The sequence below is a fragment of the Foliimonas ilicis genome (assembly GCF_039939195.1).
In the GTDB taxonomy this organism is placed as follows: domain Bacteria; phylum Pseudomonadota; class Alphaproteobacteria; order Rhizobiales; family Rhizobiaceae; genus Foliimonas; species Foliimonas ilicis.
In genome coordinates, this window is the sequence record NZ_JBDUUH010000004.1 from 292,779 (window position 1) to 316,304 (window position 23,526).

Sequence of the window (23,526 nt, forward strand, 5' to 3'; positions counted from 1 at the left end):
TTCCCTTTGTAACGCCGTGGATAACTCAGGAAAGCCACGCAAATCTCTGTTTTAAAAAGGTTTTACAAAAAATAAGGCGGGCACCTTGATGCCCGCCTGTAACATTTCGTTACCAACTCGTTAAAGTTTAGTTGGCTTGCCTGCGCAGGAAGGCAGGAATTTCAAGCTGATCGTCCTCGTGCTGCGCACGTGCCTGCGGTGCGAGACGGCCATGTTCGTCGAGCTGGCCACGGCGCGGAGCGTAAAGCTGCGGGTCCTGGCTGGCGAGACGGCGGGCCTCAGGAGCAGGCTGGCGCAGCTTCGGCTCGCGCGGCTGCGCAGGCTGAAGACGGGCAGGCTCTTCCTCACGGCGGGTAAGGCCGTTGGTCAGGCGCTTGAGCAAGCCCATCGGGCCGCGCTCGTCATGGTCGTGCGAAGGCTCTGCAACACGCGACTTGGCTTCCAGCTCTGCCTGAACGACCGGCGGGAAGTCTTCGACGCGCGGCATGCGCGGCTGAACCGGCGCTGCCTGCTGCGGCTCGCGAAGCTGAACGGGGGCCGGTGCAGGCTGTGGCTGCATCTGGACCTGCGGCTGCTGAAGCGCTGCTGGCGGTGCCTGGAACAGCTTGCTCTGCGGGCGGAAATCCGCCTGCGGGGCAGCGGCCGGACGCTGTGCTGCACTGACTTCCGCCTGACGGATCGCATCGGCTACCGGATCTGCTGCCGCACGAAACTCGCGGATCGGCTCCTGCTGGATCGGCTGCTGCGCAATCGGACGCGCTTCGGCAGGACGCTGCAGGCCGGGCTTCGGCTGCTGCGGCTGGCGAATGGCGATCGGGGCGGCAGCGATTTCGGCTGCCGTCTTGTCGATGCCGGTGGCCACGACCGAGACGCGGATGACGCCTTCGAGATCTTCATCGAAGGTCGCGCCGAGGATGATGTTGGCATCCTGATCGACTTCTTCGCGAATGCGGGTTGCTGCTTCGTCCACTTCGAACAGGGTCAGGTCGCGACCGCCGGTGATGGAGATCAGCAGGCCCTTGGCACCCTTCATCGAGGTCTCGTCGAGCAGCGGGTTGGCAATTGCGGCCTCTGCGGCAGCCATTGCACGGCCCTCGCCCGAAGCTTCGCCCGTACCCATCATCGCCTTGCCCATCTCGCGCATCACCGAGCGAACGTCGGCGAAGTCGAGGTTGATCAGGCCTTCCTTGACCATCAGATCGGTGATGCAGGCAACGCCGGAGTACAGCACCTGGTCAGCCATTGCGAATGCATCGGCGAAGGTCGTCTTGTCATTGGCAAGACGGAACAGGTTCTGGTTCGGGATGACGATCAGCGTATCGACGCACTTCTGCAGTTCCTCGATACCGAGGTCTGCAGTCTTCATGCGGCGCTGGCCTTCGAAGTGGAAAGGCTTGGTGACGACGCCAACGGTGAGGATGCCTTTTTCGCGGGCGGCGCGGGCGACGACGGGAGCAGCACCGGTGCCGGTGCCGCCGCCCATACCTGCGGTGACGAAGCACATATGCGTGTTGGACAGATGATCGATCAATTCGTCGATGCATTCTTCAGCGGCGGCGCGACCGACTTCAGGCTGCGAACCGGCACCGAGACCCTCGGTTACATGCGCGCCGAGCTGGATCAGCCTGTCGGCCTTCGACATCGTCAGCGCCTGAGCATCGGTGTTTGCGACCACGAATTCAACGCCGCGCAGGCCCGCCGTGATCATGTTGTTAACGGCATTTCCGCCGCCGCCGCCAACACCGAAAACGGTGATGCGTGGCTTTAGCTCGGTTATGTCTGGCTTCTGCAGATTGATCGTCATAGTCCTCGTCCTTTTTTTTCGCCTTGAACGCCGCTTCGCCGCCGCGGCCGCCTATGGGGCTGTCCCCGTCAAACTCTAAAAACTGTCTTTCAACCACTGACCCATGCGGTGAAACCGACCGCCTGTCCCCGTCATACGCAAACTCGACAATCCCTTGACCTGATTGATCTCGAAATCCGCAACCTGCGGATAGATCAGAAGTCCGACTGCTGCTGAAAAGGCCGGGCCTTTTGCCGCTTCGGGAAGACCCGCAACGCCCAGTGGCCGACCGATTCGAACATTCCGTCCCAGAATGCGACGCGCGGCTTCAGGCAACCCCGAAAGCTGGCTCGCACCGCCGGTGAAAACGACTCGCTTGCCAACAGCATTGCCATAGCCAGATTTCGCGAGCCTGTCGCGAAGCAGCTCCAGTGTCTCATCGATGCGGGCGCGGATGATGCGCGTCATGACCGAGCGCGGGATCTGCGTGGGCACGTCGCCATCCTCGCCAATCGGCTGGATTGTCACGAGATCGCGGTCGTCCGCGCTGTCGGGCAGCGCCGAACCATGCATGACTTTCAGGCGCTCGGCGTCTTCCAGGCGCGTCGAAAGACCGCGCGCCATATCCATCGTCACATGATTGCCGCCGATCGGGATTGCGTCGCCATAGACGAATTTGCCTTCCGAAAAGACCGAAATCGTCGTCGTGCCGCCGCCCATATCCACGCAGGCGGCACCCATTTCCAACTCGTCATCGACGAGTGCGGCAAGGCCGCTCGCGTAAGGCGTTGCAACCATGCGCTCGACCGAAAGATGCGAACGGTTGATGCAAAGTTCGAGATTGCGCATCGGCGCGGAATCGCCGGTCAGCACATGCATGTCCACGCCCAGCGTATCACCGACCATGCCGCGCGGATCGCGAATGCTGCGCTCCGAATCGAGCGAGAAGCCGACCGGCAGCGAATGAACGACTTCACGCTCCGCCTTCAATGCCTGCTTTGCGCCTGCCGCCAGAACGCGCTTGATGTCGCTTGCCTCGACTTCATGGCCGCCGAGATTGATCGTCGCCGAAAACGCTTCGCTTTTCAGGCGCCCGGCATTGAGATTCACGATCAGCGAATCGACCGTCAGCCCGGCCATGCGCTCGGCGGCATCGACAGCCAGACGAATCGCGCGTTCGGCACGGTCGAGATCGACCACGACGCCGGATTTCATGCCCTGCGACTTCTGATGCCCGATGCCGATGACGCGCGCCTTATGAGTGCGTCCGCGCAGAATCTGGCGCTCCTCGCACGGCTTGAGTTCGGCAACGATGCAGCAGACCTTGCTGGAGCCGACATCCAGAACGGTGACGATGCCGGATTGTTTTGAGGAAATGTCCTTTTGACCGCCGAACAAGCTCATATCCGCTTCTCCGCCGGCTTTCTGCCTGGCTTCATGAGTTCTTTGAGGGCAGCTTCGCGTTTTTCGGCTGCTTCTTCGGTAAGCTGAACGACGACGCGATCGTCGAGACGCATATCGACGGCTGCGATATCACGCGAAAGCAGGCCGTTTTCCTTGTCCATAGCGACAAGTGCCGCCATTGCGCGCTCTTCACCCTGCTCCGGCAGTTTTACCGTCACGCCATTGTCGAGGCGGATGTTCCAGCGGCGCTGCGCAACGCGGATATAGCCGCGCGCTTTCGATGCGAGTTCGGGGAACTTCTTCACTCGCGCGATGAATGCGGCACCGTCGTCAGCCGCGCCATAACCGACCAGCAAAGGCAGATCGGTGTGACGGCCAAGAACGAAGGGCGCGATGATGCGGCCCGACGATTCGATGACCGAAAGCTGGCTGCCCTGCTGCCAGACGGCGAAGGCGTCGCGCTCTTCGATCTTCACTTCGATCGTATTGGGATAGACCTTGCGGACGGAGACTTCCTGAACCCATGGAAGATCGGCAATGCGCGTGCGTGCGGCATCCGCGCTGAAGCCGATCAGCGAGGTCCAGCCGTCGAGTTCGAGCTTGTCGAGAATGTCGATTTCGGACGTCTGGCGATAACCCAGCACGCGCACCTGATTGACAGCAAAACCCGTACGCGCCGTGACAGCCTGAACGACCGACGGCATGTGCCCGCCGAGATAGGCACCGTAAGCGCTCGACGCGCCGAGAAAGGTTGCGGTCATGATCGTCGCGGCAAAACGGGGCGCCTCGACCTCGCCGCTGACCATACGACCAAGCATGCGCACCGGCTTGCGAAGCAAGCGCGGCAGGACGAAACCGTCGGCAGAAAAAGACATGCCAAAAAGCCCCAGGCGTTTACCGCCCGGCCTTCCGGAATATCCTTGTTTCAACGCAAACACGATGCGTCCTCCACCATCCAACTCAAGAGATCACCGAAGGAATGCCCAGCTTCCGCTGCGATCTCGGGCACCAGCGACGTCGGCGTCATGCCCGGCTGCGTGTTAACCTCCAGCCAGATCAACTCGCCATTTTCCGAATGGCGGTCGTCATAGCGGAAGTCCGAGCGGGAAACCCCGCGGCAGCCGATTGCTTGATGAGCCTTGAGTGCCAGTGTCTGTATTTTTTGGTAAATATTCGGTAAAATTTTTGCCGGGCATTCGTGTTTTGATCCTCCGGCGACGTATTTTGAATCGTAATCGTAGAAGGAATGGCCCGTCGGGATAATCTCGCAGACGCCAAGGGCCACATCGCCCATCACCGCGCATGTCAGCTCACGGCCATGGATGTAGCGCTCGACCATGACTTCATCGCCAAGCTTCCACTCGGAAGACGACAAAATCTGCGGCGGATGCGACTGCCCTTCATGAACGATGACGACGCCGAAGCTCGACCCTTCGCTGATCGGCTTGACCACATAGGGCGCAGGCATCGGGTGCGCGCCCTTGATGGCAAAGCGGCTCATGACTTTCGATTCGGCAACAGGAATGCCCGCAGCCTTCGCGACGCGCTTTGCCTGCTCCTTGTTCATGGCAAGCGCGGACGCAAGCACACCCGAATGCGTGTAGGGAATCTGGAGATATTCGAGAACACCCTGAATGGTGCCATCCTCGCCAAACGGACCATGCAGCGCATTGAACACCACATCGGGCTTCAGATCGGAAAGCACCGAGGAAATATCACGCGCCACATCGACACGCGTCACCTTGTAACCGACCGCTTCAAGGGCATCTGCACAGGCATTTCCGGAAGAGAGCGACACAGGGCGCTCCGACGAAAATCCTCCCAGCAATACAGCCACGTGCTTAGACGCCATACCCCGACATTCCCCTCATCGAGCAGGTCCAGAAACAATGTTTCGCAGGCTTGAGTCTTACACTTCCGGCGGGACCAATCCCCCAGACGAAAAACGCGGCCGACACTCGGACGACTCAAATCAGGAAACGCTTGAGAGCCAAAGAATCAGAGAGTTGATTCCGTGACAAGCCCTTATGATTCAATGAGATTCAATTTGTATGAAAATTCCGCATCAAAGGCCTTCGGCATGATTCATTCCGGCACAAAAGCGGAGTGAATAGAAACGCTGGCGAGACAGCGCCCCACGAGGCAGGGCAATCGGATATGGCACAGCCTACCCCCCACTCCGATTTGCTTCGCAAACCACCTCTCCCCCTCAAAAGGGGAGAGGAAGGGTGCCAACATTGCGGACGGCGTTTCCTCTCCCCTTTTGAGGGGAGAGGTGCCGAGCAAAGCGAGGCGGAGTGGGGGTAGGCTGTGCCATATGCAATTGTCCTTCCCACGAGACGGCCTCGCGATTCCATCAAAACAGGAAGCGGCTAAAGAAGCTGGCCGAGGAATTCGTCGATGTGCCGATCCGGCAGGAACTCGCCGATCCGTTTGATTTCCCAATGCAGGCGGATGCCGGAATTTTCCAGAACGCGGACGCGGACGGACTCACCCAGATATTCGAGATCGTAGCCCGTCGCCGTGCCGGTATTGATCATGAAATTGCAGTGCATCGGCGACATCTGCGCGCCGCCGATCATCAGTCCGCGGCAACCCGCAGCGTCGATTTCCTTCCAGGCAGACGTGCCTTCGGGATTTTTGAAGGTGGAGCCGCCGGTCTTCTCACGAATGGGCTGCACCGTTTCGCGATGATGCTGAACGGCGTCCATCGCCTCTTTTATGACGGTCTTGTCTTCGGGGTAACCTTCGAACAGCGCCGAGGTGAAGATCAGGTCCGCTGATGCCGAGGAATGACGATAGGCATAGCCCATATCGGCGTTGGACAGGATGTGAAGCTCGCCCTTGCGATCCAGCGCGCGCACTTCGACAACACGCTCGCGCGTCTCGACGCCATTGGCGCCTGCATTCATGCGCAGCGCGCCGCCGATGGCACCGGGAATACCGTAATAGAAATGGAAGCCGCCAATGCCAGCTTCGAGCGCTGCCGACGCGACCCGCTTGTCGGGCGTTGCAGCACCGGCGCGCAGATGCGTTGCATCGATGATTTCGACTTCGCCGAAACCCTTCGCCGAGAGACGCACGACAAAGCCCCGGATGCCGCCTTCGCGCACCAGAAGGTTGGAGCCGATGCCGACGACGAGGATCGGGATTTCACGCGGCACGGCTTTCAGGAAAGCTGCAAGGTCGGCCTCGTCGGCAGGCTGGAAAAGCACGTCCGCCACGCCACCCGCGCGGAACCAGGTGATCTTTTCCATCTCCGCGTCGGGCGTTAAGCGCCCGCGCAGTCCTGAAAGACGGTCCCCCAGCGAGGCAAGAAGCTCTTCACCCCGCGTCATACAGACTGCCCGCCAAGATCCTTGGGGAGCGCGTAGGCCCATTGGGTGATGTTGCCCGCGCCGAGGAAAATGACGAAATCGCCAGGCTTGGCAACGTCACGAATAATGGGCGCAATATCGCCCGGACCTTCGATGTAGCGCGCGTCGCGATGGCCGCCTGCGCGGATGCGCGAGGTCAGCGTTTCGGAATTCACGCCCTCTATCGGTTCCTCGCCAGCCGTGTAGACCGGCGCGAGCAGCACCGTATCCGCATCGTTGAAGCAGGACGAGAAATCGTCGAACAGGTCGCGCAGACGCGTAAAGCGGTGCGGCTGGGCAATCGCAATGACGCGGCCTTTCGTGGCATCGCGCGCGGCTCCCAGCACAGCCTTAATCTCGACCGGGTGGTGTCCGTAATCGTCAAATATCTCGACACCGTTCCACGAACCCGTATGCGTGAAGCGCCGTTTCACGCCGCCGAAGGACGACAGGCCCTTGCGGATCTGCTCGGCCGTAAGCCCAAGCTCATGCGCAACGGCGATTGCCGCAGTGGCGTTGGAAACATTGTGGCGGCCAGGCATCGGCAAGGCCAGATCGCTGATGATCTCGTCTTTGCCGGATTTGCGGTCGCGCACCAGCACGTCGAAATGCGATGTCGCGCCCACCATGCGGTGATTGACGAAACGAACATCGGCCTGCGTGTTCTCGCCATAGGTGATGACGCGGCGATCCTCGATGCGCGACACCAGCGCCTGCACTTCCGGGTGGTCGGTGCACATGACGCCGAAGCCGTAGAACGGCACATTCTCGACGAACTGCCGGAACGCCTCGCGCACCTTGTCGAAGCTGCCATAATGGTCGAGATGCTCGGGATCGATATTGGTCACGACCGCGATTTCCGCAGGCAGCTTCAGGAAGGTGCCGTCGCTCTCGTCGGCCTCCACCACCATCCACTCGCCCTCGCCCATGCGCGCATTGGTGCCATAGGCGTTGATGATGCCGCCATTGATGACGGTCGGATCGAGCCCGCCTGCATCCAGCAGCGTCGCGACCATCGAGGTCGTCGTCGTCTTGCCATGCGTGCCGCCGATGGCGACGGCTTGGCGGAAGCGCATGAGTTCAGCCAGCATTTCGGCACGCCGTACGATGGGCAGCAGGCGCTCGCGCGCGGCCTTCAATTCGGGATTGGTTTTCTTGATCGCGGTCGAGACCACGACGACTTCGGCGTCGCCCAGATTTTCGGCCTTGTGGCCAACGAAGCACTCGATGCCCTTGTCACGCAAACGCTGGACGTTGGCGCTTTCAGCCTGATCGGACCCCTGCACGCGATAACCGAGATTGTGCAGCACCTCGGCAATGCCGCTCATGCCGATGCCACCAATGCCGATGAAATGAACCAGTCCGATCGTTTCGGGCATCTTCATGGATGCACTCCTTTTTTGTAGTCTGCCAGCGGCGTTCGCGACGCAATAGCCTCTGTGAGGTCGCCAAGCAACCGCGCGGCATCCGGCTTGCCTGCTGTTCGCGAGGCAGCAGCCATCGAAGCAAGCTTCTTCGGCTCCTGCATCAGGCGGCCGATAAGCTCGGCCAGTTTCTCGCGCGAAAGCGTATCCTGCTTATGCACTTCCGCCCCGCCAGCCTGCGCAAGCGCTGCGGCATTCGCCGCCTGATCGTGATCCAGCGCATGCGGGTAAGGCACCAAAATCGCCGGACGCCCGATCACGGCCACCTCTGAGACCGTCGACGCGCCGGAGCGCGAAATGACGAGATGCGACAGCGCCATGCGGTGCGCCATGTCGTTGAAGAATGGCTCGACCTCGGCATCAACGCCAAGCTCGGCATAGGCAGCGCGAACGCGCTCCATGTCCTCGACACGCGCCTGCTGCGTGACCTTCAAGCGCCTGCGCAGATTTTCGGGCAGCGAGGCGATTGCAGGCGGAATGGCATCCGAAAAGAACTGCGCGCCCTGACTGCCACCGAACACCAGCAGCCGGAAAGGATCGGCTTCTATCGACGCGACATAGGGGCTTTTGGCAGCCTGAAGCACGGCAGGCCGCACAGGATTGCCGGTAACGACGATTTTCGCTGCATTCGCACCGCCCTTTTCAGACGTAAGGAAGCCACCGGCGATTGCTGACACCTGACCAGCCAACGCGCGGTTCGCGCGGCCCATCACGGCGTTCTGTTCATGAATCAGCGTCGGCACGCGCCGCCTGACCGCAGCATAGAGCGGCGGCAAAGTCGGGTAGCCGCCAAAGCCCACAACGGCTGCAGGCTTGACCTTGGCGATGATTTTCGAGGTCTGCCGAACGCCCTGCCAGATGCTCCAGAACGATTTTGCCAGCGCAAGCGGATTTCTGGACCCGATCGTCGAAGACGAAATCGTGTGAAAGGCCGATGCCGGAAAGTGGCCTGCAAAACGGCCCGCGCGTTCGTCGGTCGCCAGCTCCACCGTCCAGCCGCGCTCGATCAGCTCATGCGCCAGCGCCTCGGCCGGAAAAAGATGGCCGCCGGTTCCCCCGGCGGCGAGAATGATCGTGCCTTTCGACATCTTATTCCGCCGGAACAGCGCGATGGAAGGTGCCGCCGAACTGCTTGCGCTTTTCCGGCTTCTTGCGGGTCAGCGCCAGCACCATGCCCATCGAAATCGCAATCGCGATAAGCGACGAACCGCCATAGGAGATGAAGGGAAGCGTCATGCCCTTGGCGGGCATAAGCTGCAAATTCACGCCCATATTGATGACCGACTGGAAGCCGAACACCACGACGAGGCCCGCCACGCCATATCGCGTGAAATCGTCATGCTCCTTCAGCGCCGTGTTCAGGCCGCGCAGCACGATGAAGGCGAAGATCGACATGATGATGAAGCACAGGATGATGCCAAACTCCTCGCCCGCCACCGCAAACACGAAGTCGGCGTGACTGTCGGGAATGACGCGCTTGACCGTGCCTTCGCCCGGTCCGACGCCGAACCAGCCGCCATGGATAACCGCATCACGGCCCATATCCACCTGGAACGTATCGCCTTCACCGGTCATGAAGCGGTCGATACGGCCTGCGACGTGCGGGAAGAGACTGTATGCCGCCAGGCCGCCGACGACGCCTGCGCCGCCCAGCACGATGATCCAGAACCACGGCATACCGGCCATGAAGAACATGACGCCCCATGTGCCGAGCACCAGCAGCGTCTGGCCAAAATCAGGCTGTGCGACGAGAAGCGCAATCACCAGACCAAGCAGGATCATGGCGAAGAGATTGCCCGGAATATCGGGGCGGCGCGTATGCTCCGAAAAGAGCCATGCGCAGACGATAACGAATGCGGGCTTCAGGAACTCGGAAGGCTGAATCGAAACGCCCAGCATGGACACCCAGCGCCGCGCGCCCTTGACCTCGACGCCGATGTAAAGAACCGCAACCATCAGCACCAGCGATACGCTGAGCATGACGATCGCCAGCCGCCGGACCTGACGCGGGCTGAGAAAGGAAACCGAAAGCATCGCGGCCAATGCCGGGATCATGAAGATGATCTGGCGCGTCGCGAAGTGGAAGCTGCCGAGGCCGATGCGTTCAGCGACTGCCGGGCTTGCCGCGAAGGAAAGCACGATGCCGAGACCCATGAGCGAAAGAAAAGCCGCGAGGAACCACCTGTCGATCGTCCACCACCAGGTAGCGATTGGGCTTTTGTCCAGACGGCTCATCATGGCTTTGTCCCTCCGATAGGCATTACGCCCGGTATTGCGCCAACGGCGTCCTTGAACGCCTCGCCGCGCACTTCGAAATTCTTGAACTGGTCGAAGCTCGCGCATGCTGGCGACAGCAGCACCACGGCTTCGTCCGAATCATCGGCAGCGGCGTCACGCGCAGCATTCGCGACCGCAGCCGCAAGCGTGCCTGAAATTTCATAAGGAATTGCTTCACCAAGTGTTGCCGAGAACGCGGGCGCCGCCTCACCGATCAGATAGGCCTTGGCGACACGCGAAAAGAAGCCACGCAATGGTTCGATGCCGCCCTCTTTCGCAAGCCCGCCCGCAATCCAATAGATTCGCGGAAAGCTGGAAAGTGCTGGTGCCGATGCATCCGCATTCGTCGCCTTGGAATCGTTGATGAACAGAACGCGATCCTTGCGCGCCACCTGTTCCATGCGATGCGCCAACCCCGGAAAGCTTTCCAGCCCCGCCTGGATTTCTCCAAGGTCGAGACCGACTTTCAGGCATGCCGCGACGGCGGCAAGCGCGTTTTGCGCATTATGCTGGCCGCGCAGCGAACCGATGCCTTCAAGGAAACCGATGCGGCTGTAATTGCCATCGACCGCTTCCATCAGATTGTTTCCGGCGGCAAAATATCCATCGGTCAGCGGCAGGCGCTTGGAAATGCGGATCAGCTTTTTGCCAGCCTTTTCGAGCCGGTCGGCGATCTGCACGCAATAGGCATCGTCCACACCGACAATTGCGGTATCCGCACCGGCGACGAGACGCTCCTTGATCGACGCGTAGTGCTGCATCGTGCCGTGACGGTCGAGATGGTCAGGCGTCAGATTTAGCAGGGTACCGGCGGTCGGGTTCAGCGATGGCGCAAGCTCGATCTGGTAGGACGAGCATTCGACGACATAGTGCCGGTCGGATTTCAGCGGATCGAGCGTCATCACCGCGCGGCCGATATTGCCGCCCATCTGCACGTCGCGTCCGGCGGAGCGCAAAATATGCGCGGTCAGCGCCGTCGTGGTCGATTTGCCGTTGGTTCCGGTGATCGCGATGAAGGGGGCATCGGGTGCCTGCGCAATGCGCTCGCGCACGAACAACTCAACGTCACCGATGATTTCGACGCCGGCACTTCGCGCAAGCTCTACGGTGCGGTGCGGCTTGGGATGCGTCAGCGGAACGCCGGGCGAAAGCACGAAGGACGAGAAACCGTGCCACTCGACGGTTCGCAAATCCTGCGTCGTGATGCCTGCGGCGTTCGCCTTGGCCACGCTTTCGGGATTGTCATCCCACGCAAGCACGTCTGCGCCGCCTTCCACGAGAGCGCGCGCGGTCGCTATCCCTGAGCCTCCGAGCCCGAAGAGTGCGACGCGCTTTCCGCCGAATGTCCGAGCCGGGATCACCGAGCCGGTCCTATCGAAGCTTGAGGGTCGAAAGACCGACCAGCGCCAGAATGACGGCGATGATCCAGAAGCGGATCACGACCTGACTTTCCGTCCAGCCGAGTTTCTCGAAATGATGATGGATCGGCGCCATAAGGAACACGCGCTTGCCGGTCATCTTGAAGAAACCGACCTGAATGATGACCGATAGCGCTTCAATGACGAACAGGCCGCCGATAATCGCCAGCACGATCTCGTGCTTGGTCGCGACCGCAATCGCCCCGATCAGACCACCCATGGCGAGCGAGCCTGTGTCGCCCATGAAAATGGCGGCAGGCGGCGCGTTGAACCAGAGGAAGCCAAGCCCCGCTCCGATCACCGCGCCCAGAATGACGGCCAGTTCGCCTGTGCCTGGAACGAAATGAATCTGCAGATATTCCGCGAAAACCGCGTTACCGGAAAGATAGGCAATAACGCCGAACGACGCCGCTGCAATCATGATCGGCACGATGGCCAGACCATCCAGACCGTCCGTCAAATTCACCGCATTGCCAGCGCCGACGATGACGATGCAGGAGAAGGGAATGAAGAACCAGCCGAGATTGATCAGGAAATCCTTGATGAAAGGAAAGGTCAGCGACGAAGAGAACGGCGCCTGACCATTATACATGATGACCCAGGCTGCAATCGCGGCAATCACGAATTCGGCGGCAAGGCGCGCCTTGCCCGAAAAGCCCAGATGCGACTGCTTCGTGACCTTGAGATAATCGTCGTAAAAACCGATCGCGCCGAAGCCGAGCGTTACCAGAAGCACCACCCACACATAGACGCTGGAGATATTCGCCCAGAGCAGAGACGATCCGACGATACCGCACAGGATCATCAGCCCGCCCATCGTCGGCGTGCCTGCCTTCTTGAAATGCGTCTGCGGGCCATCGGCACGGATCGGCTGACCCTTGCCCTGCCGGATGCGCAGCGCGTTAATGATCATCGGCCCGAAAATGAAGACGATCAGCGCCGAAGTAATCAGCGCGCCGCCGGTGCGGAACGTGATGTAGCGGAAGATGTTAAAGGCCGCGATGTGGTCTGAAAATTCAACTAGCAGGGTCAGCATGATTTATCTCCAACCCCGTTCAAACAGGTGAGTTTCCGGCTTTCGCCGGGTATTTTTTGATGAGTGCATCAACGATCTTCGAAAGTCCGATGCCCTTGGACGATTTGACCATCACGACGTCGCCGGGCCGCAATTCCGCAAAAAGCAGAGGCGCCAGATCGGAAACGGCTTCGCGATGCTCGACATGCAATTCGCCAGGCAGCGCGGCAGCCAGCGTCTTCATTTCGGGACCGGCGAGAAACGCCATGTCCGTCTTGGCCGCGACCACGAAATTGGCAAGTGCCGCATGCAGCTTTTCCGAATGCGCGCCGAGTTCCAGCATATCGCCCAGAACCGCGATGCGGCGGCCCTCTCCCGTCACGGCAGAATCCGCCAGGAGCGAAAGTGCCGCCTTCATCGAGGCGGGATTGGCGTTGTAACTTTCATCGATCAGCGTGATCGTGCCGCCGAGATGAGGCAGTTGATGGCGCTTGCCGCGACCGGCTTCCGCACTCAGATCCGAAAGCGAAAGCGCGACCTTGGTGATGTCTGCACCGGCAAGCTGCGCGGCTCCAAGAACGGCCAGCACGTTCTGCACGACATGCCTGCCCGGAGTGCCGACGCGCAGGTCGATTTCCTTGCCGTTCAGCTTCACCGAAATCAGCGAATGGTCGCCTTCCATCGAAGCGCGAACCAGCTTCACATTGGCCCGCATATGTTCGCCAAAGCCGACGATATGTTCGACACCGGCTTCGGTGGCCAGCTTTTCGAGAAGCTTCCAGCGTGAATCGTCTCGGTTCAAAAGTGCAGTGCCGCCCGGCTCGATGCCTTCGAAAATCTCGGCCTTTGCAGCCGCAATATCGTCGAGGCTACGGAAATGGCCGAGATGGGCCGCTGCAACCAGCGTGATGATCGCAATGTGAGGCCGCACCATTTTCACCAGCGGGCGAATTTCGCCCTCATGGTTCATACCGATTTCGAAGATCGCATAATCGACATCGGCAGGCATACGCGCCAGCGTCAGCGGCACACCCCAATGATTGTTGAAGGATTTGTCCGACGCATGCACGGTGCCGACGGAAGAAAGCGCATGGCGCAAGGCTTCCTTGGTGCTGGTCTTTCCGGCAGAACCGGTAACGGCAATGATCTTGCCGGTGGCCCGGGCGCGCGCTGCTATCCCAACTTTTTCGAGCGCCACCAGAACGTCCGGTACGACAATCATCGGCGCAGTCAGCCGTCCGAGCGCAGGCAGTTTTCCTTCGGCGACGATCAGAAGTCCCGCACCCGCTTTAACCGCCGCGGTCGCGTAATCATGGCCGTCCATCGTGTCGCCCTTGATGGCGAAAAAGGCTTCGCCGGGCTTCAGCGTGCGGCTGTCGATGGAAATGCCGGTAATGCCAGCCGGCATGTTGCCGAGCGGACGTCCGCCCATGGCGGCAACGAGGTCGTCGGAAGTCCAGAGCAAATTCATGCCGCCCGCCCCTGAAGCGCCTTGCGCACCTCGTCATGGTCGGAAAACGGAAAAGTCTCCGCGCCGATCGTCTGGCCTTCTTCATGGCCTTTACCGGCAACGATCAACGTATCGCCGGGAAGCAGCATTGAAACCGCCTCGCCTATCGCCTTGCGCCGGTCGCCGATCTCGATGGCGCCGGGAGCGGCGTCGAGAATTGCAGAGCGGATTTCCGCTGGAACTTCGGAACGCGGATTGTCGTCGGTAACGATCACCACATCGGCAAGACGCGTCGCGATTTCACCCATGATCGGGCGTTTGCCCCGGTCGCGGTCGCCGCCGCAACCAAACACGACAAGCACGCGGCCAGTCGTAAAAGGCCGAACCGATGCGAGAACGTTTTCCAGCGCATCGGGCTTATGCGCATAATCGACATAGACCGGCGCGCCATTGACGGTTGTGCCGACCAGTTCCAGCCTGCCCGGAGCGCCGTTCAGCTTTTCCAGAGCACGCAGGGCGATACCGGTTTCCGTTCCGGTCGCAATTGCGAGACCTGCCGCAACCAGCGCGTTGAATATCTGGAAATCGCCAGCCAGCGGTAGGTCGATTTCATGGATAGTTCCATTTGCAACTATCTCGGCGCGCTGGCGAAAACGTTCATGTTCGACGCGCGTCAGCCGCAGGAACGAGCCGCGCTTGCCGACCGTCAAAACCTCAAGACCGGCAGCGCGCGCTGCCTCGATCGTCGGCTCAGACCAAGGATCGTCGGCGAAGATCACCGCAGGCGCACCCTTGGGCAGCAGCTCATTGAACAGCCGCAGTTTGGCGCGGTGATAATCCTCGACGGTCGGATGATAATCCATGTGGTCGCGACCGAGATTGGTAAACCCGCCCGCCTTCAGCTTCACGCCGTCAAGGCGATGCTGATCGAGGCCGTGGCTGGAAGCCTCCATAGAGGCGTGCGTGACGCCTGCATCGGCAAGTTCGGCCAGCAGACGGTGAAGATCGACCGGATCGGGCGTCGTCAGCGCTCCGTAATCGTTGCGGCCGGGTGCGACCACGCCGGTCGTGCCTATGCTGGCTGCGGCGTGGCCCGCTTTCTCCCAAATCTGGCGCGTGAAGGCGGCGACCGAGGTTTTTCCGCTCGTGCCGGTCACGGCGACCATGGTTTCAGGTTGCTTTTCGAAAAAGCGCGCGGCGGCCAGCGAAAGCGCAAGGCGCGGCTCATCGACGGTCAAAACCGGTACGGAAAGGCCTTCGAGCCTGGTATTTTTGGAAACGATGACGGCGCTTGCGCCGCGCGCGGCCGCATCCTTCGCAAAGGCCGCGCCATCGGCTTTCGTGCCGGGAATGGCAACGAACAAGGTGCCCGCGGACACCTTGCGGGAGTCCGACGAAATGCCGGTAATTTCCACGTCGCCGGGAACAGGCCCTTCGACAGGCAGAATACCGGCAAGATCCTTGAGCTTCATCGAGTTCCAGTCGTCATAAACAAATGGCGCGCCGAACACCGGCACGCCTGAGAATCATCTGTAGGATACCAGCAGTGGTTCATTTTCATGGCCGAAATCTGGCTTCACGCCAAGCATGGGAGCCGAACGGCGGATGATATTCGCAACGATCGGTGCCGCATTCAGGCCCGAAGTTGCGCCCATGCCCGGCTTTTCCGGCTTCGGCTCGTCGACAATGGACAGAACGATATATTGGGGATCGTCCATCGGGAACGCCGCGAGGAATGCGTTGAAGCGCGTGTCCTTCGAGTAGCGTCCGTTGACGACCTTTTCAGCCGTACCCGTCTTTCCGCCGACCCGGTAGCCCGGAACGGTCGCGCGCTTGCCCGAACCGCCCGGCGCCGTGGCGTTGAGGCGATAAAGATAGCGCATCTCGGCACTGGTCTTTTCGTTGATGACCTGTTTCGCGTTGGCTTCCGCCATAGCCTGCGTGCGCGGCAGGAAAGTCGGCTCCATGAGCTTGCCGCCATTCATAAGTGCCGCTGCGCCAACTGCCGTCTGCAACGGCGTGGTGGACATGCCGTGGCCGAAGGAGATCGTGATCGAGTGCACCTTCTTCCAGACGCGCGGCTCTGTCGGGCGCGCCACTTCCGGCAGTTCGGTCTTCATGCGATCGAGAAGGCCCATCCGGTGCAGGAATTCGCGGTGGCCTTCGATGCCGACAACATCTGCCTCGCGCGCCGAACCGATATTCGATGAATAGATGAAGACTTCCGGCACGGTCAGAATGCGGCCCTTGCCGTGAAAATCGCGGATCGTCTGACGACCGATGGTGATCGGGCGGCGCGCATCGAAAGTGCTGTCGAGCGTCACCTTGCCGGAATCCAGCGCCATGGCGGTCGTGAAGCTCTTGATGGTCGAGCCCATCTCGAACAGACCGGCAGACATACGGTTCAGCCGGTCCTTCTGAAGCGCATTATAAGGATTGTTCGGATCGAAATCCGGCAACGAACCCATCGCCACGACCTCGCCGGTCTTGGCATTGAGAACGACGGCACCGGCAGCGATCGCGTGATATTTTTCCATCGCCGCGACCAGCTCGTCGCGTACGATGTGCTGCACGCGCAGATCCATCGACAGCTTTACCGGCTGCAAATCCTTGGCGACGGCAAGGCCGGAAGCCTGAAGGTCTGCAAGGCCCTGATCGTCGATATATTTTTCGAGACCGGAAATGCCCTTATTGTCGATATTGGTCAGGCCGACGATATGCGAAGCCGTCTCGCCGCTCGGATAGAAGCGCCGCTTTTCGGTACGGAACCCGATGCCCGGCAGGCCAAGCGCCATAATGTCCGACTGCTGCTTGGGCGTGAGCTGACGCTTCAGCCATACGAAACCAGCCCCGCTTTTCAGGCGCAGATAGGTCTGCTCGACTTCGATGTCCGGCAGAACGGTGGAAAGCTTTTCGATCACCTCATCCGCATCGACGATGCGGCGCGGCTCGGCAAACAGCGACGCGGTCTTGATGTCGGTCGCAAGCACTTCGCCATTCCGATCGACGATGTCGGGGCGCGACGCAGTTACGCGCGAAGCCGGGCCAGCGCCTGCGTCCGGTTCCGCCATGCCAAGCTGCACGAGACGTCCGCCGATCACCGCATAGATGCCGAAGAACACAGCCATGGTCATGACCACGCGCGTCTTCGTCTTGCCGCCAGTTGCCTTGCGCGCGCTGTCCAGCACGATCTGCTCGGCATTTTCCGCGGTATCGCCAGCAATCGGCTTCTTGCGCCACCAACGTCTGATCATTGGTCGATACCCCCGGTGATGATCTCGTCGATGGAAAGTCCCGCCGTGCTTTCGGTCTGCTTGGACGGGTCGGGTATCACGATCGGCTTTTCCGGCAATTCGTTCAGGCCGACGATCTGGCGTGCCTGCACCTGCTCGAGATCGAGCTGCGTCTTGTAGACTTCGGCGAGGCGCTGCAGGCGCGAAGGCTGGGTAAGCAGGCTCCAATCCGCCTTCAGCAGATCGATCGACTCTTCTTCAAACCGTATTTGCGCTTCCAGCCTGCGCACCTTGCCGAGTTGCTCCTCGGCGTCGTGCTTGGTCTGGTAGGTAAAGGCTGCCGCCGAAACCATGACTGCAATGAGGATCATATCGCTGGTGCGAAACACGGAATTACTTCTCCCCTGATCGGATTTCAGGAAGCTTCGGAAGGCCGAAGATGGAAAAATCGGCAGCACGCGCAGGCGTTTTGGCCCGGATTGCCGCCCGCAGCTTGGCTGAGCGCGCACGCGGGTTGATTTCTGTCTCGGCCTCGCTTGCGGCGATGACCTTGCCTGCCTTTTCGAATGTCGCGACGGATGTCTGCGTTTCGGGCAAGTAGCGCGAACCGGCGACGGAGCCCGAACGGTCCGCGATGAAACGCTTCACGATACGGTCTTCCAGCGAATGGAACGTCACGACGACCAGACGGCCGCCGGGCTTCAGCGATCGCTCCGCCGCAAACAATGCCCGCGCCAGTTCGCCGAGCTCGTCATTGACGTAAATGCGCAGCGCCTGAAAAACGCGCGTGGCGGGATGGATCTTGTCCTTGGGATTGCGCCCGACATGATCGGCAATCGATTCGGCCAGATCGCGGGTGCGCGTGAAAGGGGTCGTAGCGCGCCGCTTTTCAATCATCCGGCCAATGCGTCCCGCATGACGCTCCTCGCCCAGAAATCCGAAAATGCGCGCCAGATCGCCAGCCTTGAAGCGGTTGACGACATCGGCAGCGCTCAAGCCCTGCTGCGCCATGCGCATGTCGAGCGGACCATCGGCACGAAACGAGAAGCCGCGCTCGGCCTGATCGAGCTGCATGGAGGACACGCCGATATCGAGAACGACACCGTCAACGCCCTCAGCATAATCGTCGAGCTGCGAGAAAGGGCCATGAACGAGCCGCAGGCGACCGTCGAATTCCTTTTCCATCGCGCGACCGGCTTCGATTGCATCGGGGTCGCGATCGACCGCAACGACATTTGCGCCGCGTTCCAGCAATGCACGCGTATAGCCGCCAGCGCCGAACGTCCCGTCGATTATGGTCTGCCCGGATTGAGGCGCAAGCGCTCCCAGAACTTCCTCAAGGAGAACCGGAATGTGACGGGCCGGTCCGCCAACGGCATCGATATCATCGCCGTGACCCGCCATCATTCCGGTCGCTCCCCGGGCGTCCCCTGCCGAAGCTTGAGAAGCCGTGCACGCACTTCTGCGCCATAAGCGCGAAGGCGCTCCGGTTCCCACATCTGAAAGAAATGTCCGCGCCCCACAAATGCAACCTCGTTCGAAATTCCGGTATGCTCGCGCAGAAAATCGCTGACCGTGATCCGGCCGTCCTGATCCAGTTTCAGAAACACCCCATCCCCATGGCAGAAGAACGACATGTCGTCCCCGGCCGCCGAAAACGGGTCTTCCTGGGCAATGCGCTGCTCGTAACGATCGAGGAGATTTGGACCTCCGACATCCAGTGCCGGGGTTTCGAGCGCGCGAAGCGCATAGAGCTCGGAGTGGCCCTGCTTCTGCAATACGGCGCGGAAGTGAGCCGGGACGGAAACGCGTCCCTTCCCGTCTATCCTGTTCACCGCATTGGACAGAAATCGATCCATACTTCGAATCAGCGGCTTTCGCCGCCTTGCCCCTTTCGAAAATTAAGCCCAGGCCGTCCCAACCCGATGCTTCAGAAATGAAGACAATCTTCCGACCGCGAATGCCGCCACCCACAGCCTTTGCAGCCGTGCATTTGGCGAACGCTTCACCCGTTACCAGAACAATATCTTGAATATCCGAATGGGATAACATGGGGCATTATGGGCGTCAATGGGAACCAGCTTCTCGGAAGCCTTCCTCGCCCCTCTTTGAGGAGTGAAAAAGGCACCCTGACTTTTATGCTCTGTTAAGCTTAACGATCCCTTTATTGACGGCGCGAAAGCCGATTCTCCCGAGGCTTCGCGAAAAAGAACGGGAGCAAAACACCGTTTCAGGCGTTGTTAAAATGACACACTGGGTGGAATGGGCGTGTGGTGCGGATTGAACCGCAAGAGACAAGAGGCTAACACCGCGCATTATGGAAAAACGCATTATTCAGAAATCGTTGATCGGCATGCCACTGATCGCCGTAGCACTCTATCTTCTATGGCGCTCGGAACATGGTCCGTTGCTGCTGTCGATATTCTAGAGCGCCGTGCGTCCTATTGGACGCACAAAGGACGCTATAGCACTTTGAGTGAGCATCGGAATCACCCGAAAACCGGCGACCACTTTTCGGTCCGATGCTCTCGACCTTTATCGCCGTGCGCCGCGGGGGCGCACAGTCGATATTCCATCTGTAACTATCTGATTTTACTGAAATATGACTGCCAGCCGGCCTATAAGCCGGGTTTTGTATGGCCAGACGCCTAAGCGTCCAACGTGGCGGCCATTCATCTGGGACGCATGTTACCATGCGCCTCTTGCAACCTACCCGGACGGTGGGCCGGAAACAGCCCTGAGAGTTGCCCCTCGTACCATCCCTATTCGGTTTTGCTCCCGGTGGGGTTTACCTTGCCGCTCCTGTTGCCAGCAGCGCGGTGGGCTCTTACCCCACCCTTTCACCCTTACCCCGCATAAAGCGTGGCGGTTTGCTTTCTGTGGCACTTTCCCTGGGGTCGCCCCCGCCGGTCGTTATCCGGCACCGTGTTTCCCTGGAGCCCGGACTTTCCTCACCCGCAGCCTTTCGGCTCTCGCTGGTGCGGCCGCCCGGCCGGCTGGCAACGCGTATAAAGACGTTTGACGGACAAAACGCAATTGGAAAAGCCGCGTCGAGCGCGGCTTTTTATGAGGAATTGAAAGTTTAGTTCTAAGAGGCTGTTTGATAATTCGCCCTGGCGAGTCATATGGCGTGGTTTTCGAGAACCGGAGCGGAGCGTACATTTGGTACGTGAGCACCGGAAGCGCAGAAAACCGCGTCAGATGACCGGCAGGGTAGAATTTGCAAACGGCCGCTTAAATGCCTGCAAGGAGCTGCTTGACCTTGCCGCAATATGCGGTCGAAACCGGATTGTTGCGGGTTGCGGCGTGGCCGGCATTGTATTTCAGGATCGTTCCGCAGGTCGAGCCATCGCTCAGATTGCGGGCCATGCCGAGATACTTCATGCCGTATTTGATGTTTGTTTCGGGGTCGTAAAGCGCCTTGGCCGATCCGGAATAACCCATCATACGGGCCGTCGCGTGCTTGATCTGCATCAGGCCGATCTCGCCTGCACTGCCGCGCGCATCCGGGCGGTAGTTGCTTTCGACGCGGATAACCGCATGAGCGAGCGAAACAGGAACACCGTAGGCCGCTGCATAGCGCTGCACGATCGTTCCGTATTTCTTGTCGGTTACTGCAGGCGCCGCAGCCTGATTTTCCTTGGCCTTCTTGTTCCGGCCAGCGGATTTCTGCTTTTTGGACTGTTTCCTGGCCTGGCTCGTTGCGGAAGCCTTGGATTTACCCGCGCTTTTGGCTTCGGCTTTAGGGATAGCCGCAGTCTTCATCTCATCAACGCCGGACGCGTATCCGCTTTCGCTCTTCGAAACCAGGGTCGTGCTGGCAGTCTTCCGGTTGCTCTTCGAATTTTTCTTGGAGCGGGACGTCACCTTCTTTGCTTTCGTCTCGCTCTTTTCAGTCTTTGCAGCCTTCTCGGTCTTCTCGATCGTCTTTGAAGCAAGACCCGAATTATCGGCCCTCAGGCTGTTGGTTGCCCCAGCAAATCCAATAAACGCAAAAGTTGCCACACCGGTAGCGAAGGCTACCGCCAATATCTTCCTGTTTTTCATTACGACCTGTTCAGTTATTTCTAGGCGAAGGACTTCGCAGATGAGAAATTAAACTGAGGAGAAACGGAATTAAGTTTTCGCTCGCCTCACTGACAGGGTGTTTGACGGTGGAAATAGCGACAATGAAGGCGCACCGCATCACATTCAATTACAGGATGTAACGAAAAGCGTTTCAGGCAATATCGGAACCGGTCCTGCCGACCAGCGTTTTCAGTATTTGAACAGACGTTGCGTCCGCCTGTCCGTTCACGCGCTCAGGTTGAAAATGGCGCTGAAACGCTGTCACCACGGTTTCGGTCGCGGCGTCGAAATTTCCGGTGATTTCAATATTATAGCCGTAGCGTGCCAGCAGCGACTGCAGGTTTTGCACGCTCTCGCCGCTGTCGCCCGCGCGAAGCACGAAATCGACCCCGATGTGGGCCGGTATCGGGAAGCGCCCGAGGCCTTCATCACAAAGCGTTTTCCATGGAAATTTTTCGCCCGGATCGACCTTTCTGCCCGGCGCAATGTCCGAATGTGCAAGTATGCGCTCTGCAAAAACGCCATATCTCGCCACAATTCCCCTACAAAGCCGAATAACTGCCGCAATCTGGACCGCCGGAAAATCGGAATAACCGAGAATATGCCCCGGATTTACGATCTCGATGCCCACCGAGCGCGAGTTGATGTCGGTCGCACCGGCCCAGAAACTCTTTCCCGCATGCCAGGCGCGTTCGCTTTCGCGCACCATTTGTACGATGCGCCCGTCCTCATGAACAAGGTAATGCGACGATACCTGGCTTTCAGGATTGCAAAGCCAGTTCTGCGCGCCCTCGCCCGTTTCCATTCCCGTATAGTGCAGGATGATCATATCGGGCACCGTCACGCCGATGCGCGGGCCGAAATTCGGCGATGGAACCACTTCGGCGTCTGGATGGTCCGGCGCCCATGCGCTCATATCGGGTTCAGGCCCCGTTCGATCATTTCATAAGCCGCATTGATCGCCGCGATCCGCGTGGTTGCGATGGCAATGAATTCCTCCGGCACGCCGCGCGCGATCAGCTTGTCGGGATGATTGTTGGCGACAAGCCAGCGATAGTGTTTTTTTACTTCCGTGAAGGGCTTACCGCGCTCAATGCCCAAAACGACATAAGGGTCTGCATCGCCCAGATTGACGTGCCGGGACAGGATCGTCTGGTAGTGTTCTTCGCCGATCTCGAAAATTTCCGCGATCCTGTGAAGGAACCTGTCCTCGCGTTCGTGCAAAAGCCCATCGGCCTTCGCGATATGGAACAGCCCGTCGAGAATGTCTTCCAGCATCACGCAATTGCGATGGCCTGACCCGCAAAGCCCTGCCATGGTTTTCGCATAGCTTTCGAAGCCTGCAACATCGGCCTGCGCAATATCGTAAAGCCGGGTGACATTGCGGGTTTCGTGCTGCGGAACCACGAAGATTTCCTGGAACGCGCGAATCTCGTCCTGCGTAACGACGCCGTCAGCCTTCGCCATTTTGGCGGAAAGCGCGATCATCGCCACCGAAAACGCGACTTTGCGGCGAAGTTCCTGATTGTTTTTGAAAGCAGTGCGTAACGCTTTCGCGAAATCGGCAACGCCGGATGTTGCTGAAGCGGATATGCTGGCGGCAAAGTCGCCTATTCTGAGCCAGATCGACATGGCCGCTTCATAGACCGCCAAAGCGCCTTATAGAAGTCCGCCTTGTCGAAAATCTAAAAAACAAGAAAGGCCGGGCTTTCGCCCGGCCTTCCGAGACAGCTTTCGCCGCCTAACGCTTAATTACGCATACTCAGAAGCTTAGATCGCCGTGCGTCCTATTGGACGCACAAAGGACGATCTAACACTTTGAATGAGCATCGGAATAATCCGAAAACCGGGAACCACTTTTCGGTCCGATGCTCTAGCTTCTTACTGAGCAGGAGGAGCCGGATCAGCCGGTGCTGGTTCCATCGGAGCCGGCTCAGGCGCTGCTGCAGGCGGGGTCGTGCCCTGATCTGCTGCAGGCGGCGTGCTCTGCGTGGTCGTGTTATCCGTGCTGTCGCTGCATGCTGCGACGCCAAAAAGCGCAATAGCGGAAACTGAAGCTAGAATAAGTTTTTTCATAACATCTCTCCTACTTAACCAA

General features: G+C 59.6%; 20 protein-coding genes and 1 other RNA gene. All 21 read right to left on the reverse strand.

The window, feature by feature from the left end; translation table 11 throughout:
- Positions 1 to 127: 127 nt before the first annotated feature.
- The 21 genes from ftsZ to ABFT80_RS11915 all read right to left on the reverse strand — a co-directional run bounded on the left by ftsZ (position 128) and on the right by ABFT80_RS11915 (position 23,504).
- Positions 128 to 1,804 carry a cell division protein FtsZ gene (gene ftsZ, locus ABFT80_RS11815; protein ID WP_347972105.1) on the reverse strand — a complete coding sequence of 559 codons (1,677 nt, stop codon included), beginning with the start codon at positions 1,802 to 1,804 and terminating at the stop codon, positions 128 to 130.
- A 75-nt stretch (positions 1,805 to 1,879) separates the two neighbouring features.
- Positions 1,880 to 3,187, reverse strand: coding sequence for a cell division protein FtsA (gene ftsA / locus ABFT80_RS11820; RefSeq protein WP_347972106.1), 1,308 nt, complete (start codon positions 3,185 to 3,187; stop codon positions 1,880 to 1,882).
- Positions 3,184 to 4,125: a cell division protein FtsQ/DivIB gene (locus ABFT80_RS11825; RefSeq protein ID WP_455189919.1), complete on the reverse strand. Its 942-nt coding sequence runs from the start codon at positions 4,123 to 4,125 to the stop codon at positions 3,184 to 3,186. Before ABFT80_RS11825 ends, ftsA begins: the two co-directional genes overlap by 4 nt.
- Positions 4,113 to 5,039 carry a D-alanine--D-alanine ligase gene (locus tag ABFT80_RS11830; RefSeq protein ID WP_347972108.1) on the reverse strand — a complete coding sequence of 309 codons (927 nt, stop codon included), beginning with the start codon at positions 5,037 to 5,039 and terminating at the stop codon, positions 4,113 to 4,115. Before ABFT80_RS11830 ends, ABFT80_RS11825 begins: the two co-directional genes overlap by 13 nt.
- 520 nt (positions 5,040 to 5,559) lie before the next feature.
- A complete protein-coding gene (gene murB / locus ABFT80_RS11835; RefSeq protein ID WP_347972109.1) occupies positions 5,560 to 6,525 on the reverse strand; it encodes a UDP-N-acetylmuramate dehydrogenase in 966 nt (321 codons plus the stop codon).
- A complete protein-coding gene (murC, locus tag ABFT80_RS11840) occupies positions 6,522 to 7,928 on the reverse strand; it encodes a UDP-N-acetylmuramate--L-alanine ligase (protein ID WP_347972110.1) in 1,407 nt (468 codons plus the stop codon). The genes murB and murC overlap by 4 nt, the downstream gene beginning before the upstream one ends.
- Entirely contained in the window at positions 7,925 to 9,055 is a 1,131-nt protein-coding gene (gene murG / locus ABFT80_RS11845) for an undecaprenyldiphospho-muramoylpentapeptide beta-N-acetylglucosaminyltransferase (RefSeq protein WP_347972111.1), read from the reverse strand. Before murG ends, murC begins: the two co-directional genes overlap by 4 nt.
- Position 9,056: 1 nt before the next feature.
- Positions 9,057 to 10,205: a putative lipid II flippase FtsW gene (gene ftsW / locus ABFT80_RS11850; RefSeq protein WP_347972112.1), complete on the reverse strand. Its 1,149-nt coding sequence runs from the start codon at positions 10,203 to 10,205 to the stop codon at positions 9,057 to 9,059.
- Positions 10,202 to 11,605 carry a UDP-N-acetylmuramoyl-L-alanine--D-glutamate ligase gene (murD, locus tag ABFT80_RS11855; RefSeq protein ID WP_347972113.1) on the reverse strand — a complete coding sequence of 468 codons (1,404 nt, stop codon included), beginning with the start codon at positions 11,603 to 11,605 and terminating at the stop codon, positions 10,202 to 10,204. Before murD ends, ftsW begins: the two co-directional genes overlap by 4 nt.
- Positions 11,606 to 11,615: 10 nt before the next feature.
- Entirely contained in the window at positions 11,616 to 12,698 is a 1,083-nt protein-coding gene (gene mraY, locus ABFT80_RS11860; RefSeq protein WP_347972114.1) for a phospho-N-acetylmuramoyl-pentapeptide-transferase, read from the reverse strand.
- Between the two features lie 19 nt (positions 12,699 to 12,717).
- A complete protein-coding gene (locus ABFT80_RS11865; RefSeq protein WP_347972115.1) occupies positions 12,718 to 14,148 on the reverse strand; it encodes a UDP-N-acetylmuramoylalanyl-D-glutamyl-2,6-diaminopimelate--D-alanyl-D-alanine ligase in 1,431 nt (476 codons plus the stop codon).
- Positions 14,145 to 15,599 carry a UDP-N-acetylmuramoyl-L-alanyl-D-glutamate--2,6-diaminopimelate ligase gene (locus ABFT80_RS11870; protein WP_347972220.1) on the reverse strand — a complete coding sequence of 485 codons (1,455 nt, stop codon included), beginning with the start codon at positions 15,597 to 15,599 and terminating at the stop codon, positions 14,145 to 14,147. Before ABFT80_RS11870 ends, ABFT80_RS11865 begins: the two co-directional genes overlap by 4 nt.
- Positions 15,600 to 15,653: 54 nt before the next feature.
- Positions 15,654 to 17,381, reverse strand: coding sequence for a peptidoglycan D,D-transpeptidase FtsI family protein (locus tag ABFT80_RS11875; protein WP_347972116.1), 1,728 nt, complete (start codon positions 17,379 to 17,381; stop codon positions 15,654 to 15,656).
- On the reverse strand, positions 17,378 to 17,749 hold the full coding sequence (gene ftsL, locus ABFT80_RS11880; protein ID WP_347972117.1) for a cell division protein FtsL: 372 nt from the start codon (positions 17,747 to 17,749) through the stop codon (positions 17,378 to 17,380). The genes ABFT80_RS11875 and ftsL overlap by 4 nt, the downstream gene beginning before the upstream one ends.
- Positions 17,750 to 17,753: 4 nt before the next feature.
- The gene (gene rsmH, locus ABFT80_RS11885; RefSeq protein ID WP_347972118.1) at positions 17,754 to 18,767 is read right to left on the reverse strand and encodes a 16S rRNA (cytosine(1402)-N(4))-methyltransferase RsmH; all 1,014 of its coding nucleotides are present in this window, start codon (positions 18,765 to 18,767) and stop codon (positions 17,754 to 17,756) included.
- The gene (gene mraZ, locus ABFT80_RS11890; RefSeq protein WP_347972119.1) at positions 18,764 to 19,219 is read right to left on the reverse strand and encodes a division/cell wall cluster transcriptional repressor MraZ; all 456 of its coding nucleotides are present in this window, start codon (positions 19,217 to 19,219) and stop codon (positions 18,764 to 18,766) included. The genes rsmH and mraZ overlap by 4 nt, the downstream gene beginning before the upstream one ends.
- A gap of 746 nt (positions 19,220 to 19,965) precedes the next feature.
- Positions 19,966 to 20,360: RNase P RNA component class A (gene rnpB / locus ABFT80_RS11895), an RNA gene on the reverse strand.
- A 234-nt stretch (positions 20,361 to 20,594) separates the two neighbouring features.
- The gene (locus ABFT80_RS11900) at positions 20,595 to 21,407 is read right to left on the reverse strand and encodes a transglycosylase SLT domain-containing protein (protein WP_347972120.1); all 813 of its coding nucleotides are present in this window, start codon (positions 21,405 to 21,407) and stop codon (positions 20,595 to 20,597) included.
- 172 nt (positions 21,408 to 21,579) lie between these two features.
- Positions 21,580 to 22,344, reverse strand: a complete 765-nt coding sequence (locus ABFT80_RS11905) for an N-acetylmuramoyl-L-alanine amidase (RefSeq protein WP_347972121.1) — start codon at positions 22,342 to 22,344, stop codon at positions 21,580 to 21,582.
- Positions 22,341 to 23,060 (reverse strand): DnaJ family molecular chaperone, encoded by a 720-nt coding sequence (locus tag ABFT80_RS11910; protein ID WP_347972122.1) that lies wholly within the window; start codon positions 23,058 to 23,060, stop codon positions 22,341 to 22,343. The genes ABFT80_RS11905 and ABFT80_RS11910 overlap by 4 nt, the downstream gene beginning before the upstream one ends.
- A 249-nt stretch (positions 23,061 to 23,309) precedes the next feature.
- On the reverse strand, positions 23,310 to 23,504 hold the full coding sequence (locus ABFT80_RS11915; protein ID WP_347972123.1) for a hypothetical protein: 195 nt from the start codon (positions 23,502 to 23,504) through the stop codon (positions 23,310 to 23,312).
- Positions 23,505 to 23,526 lie beyond the last annotated feature (22 nt).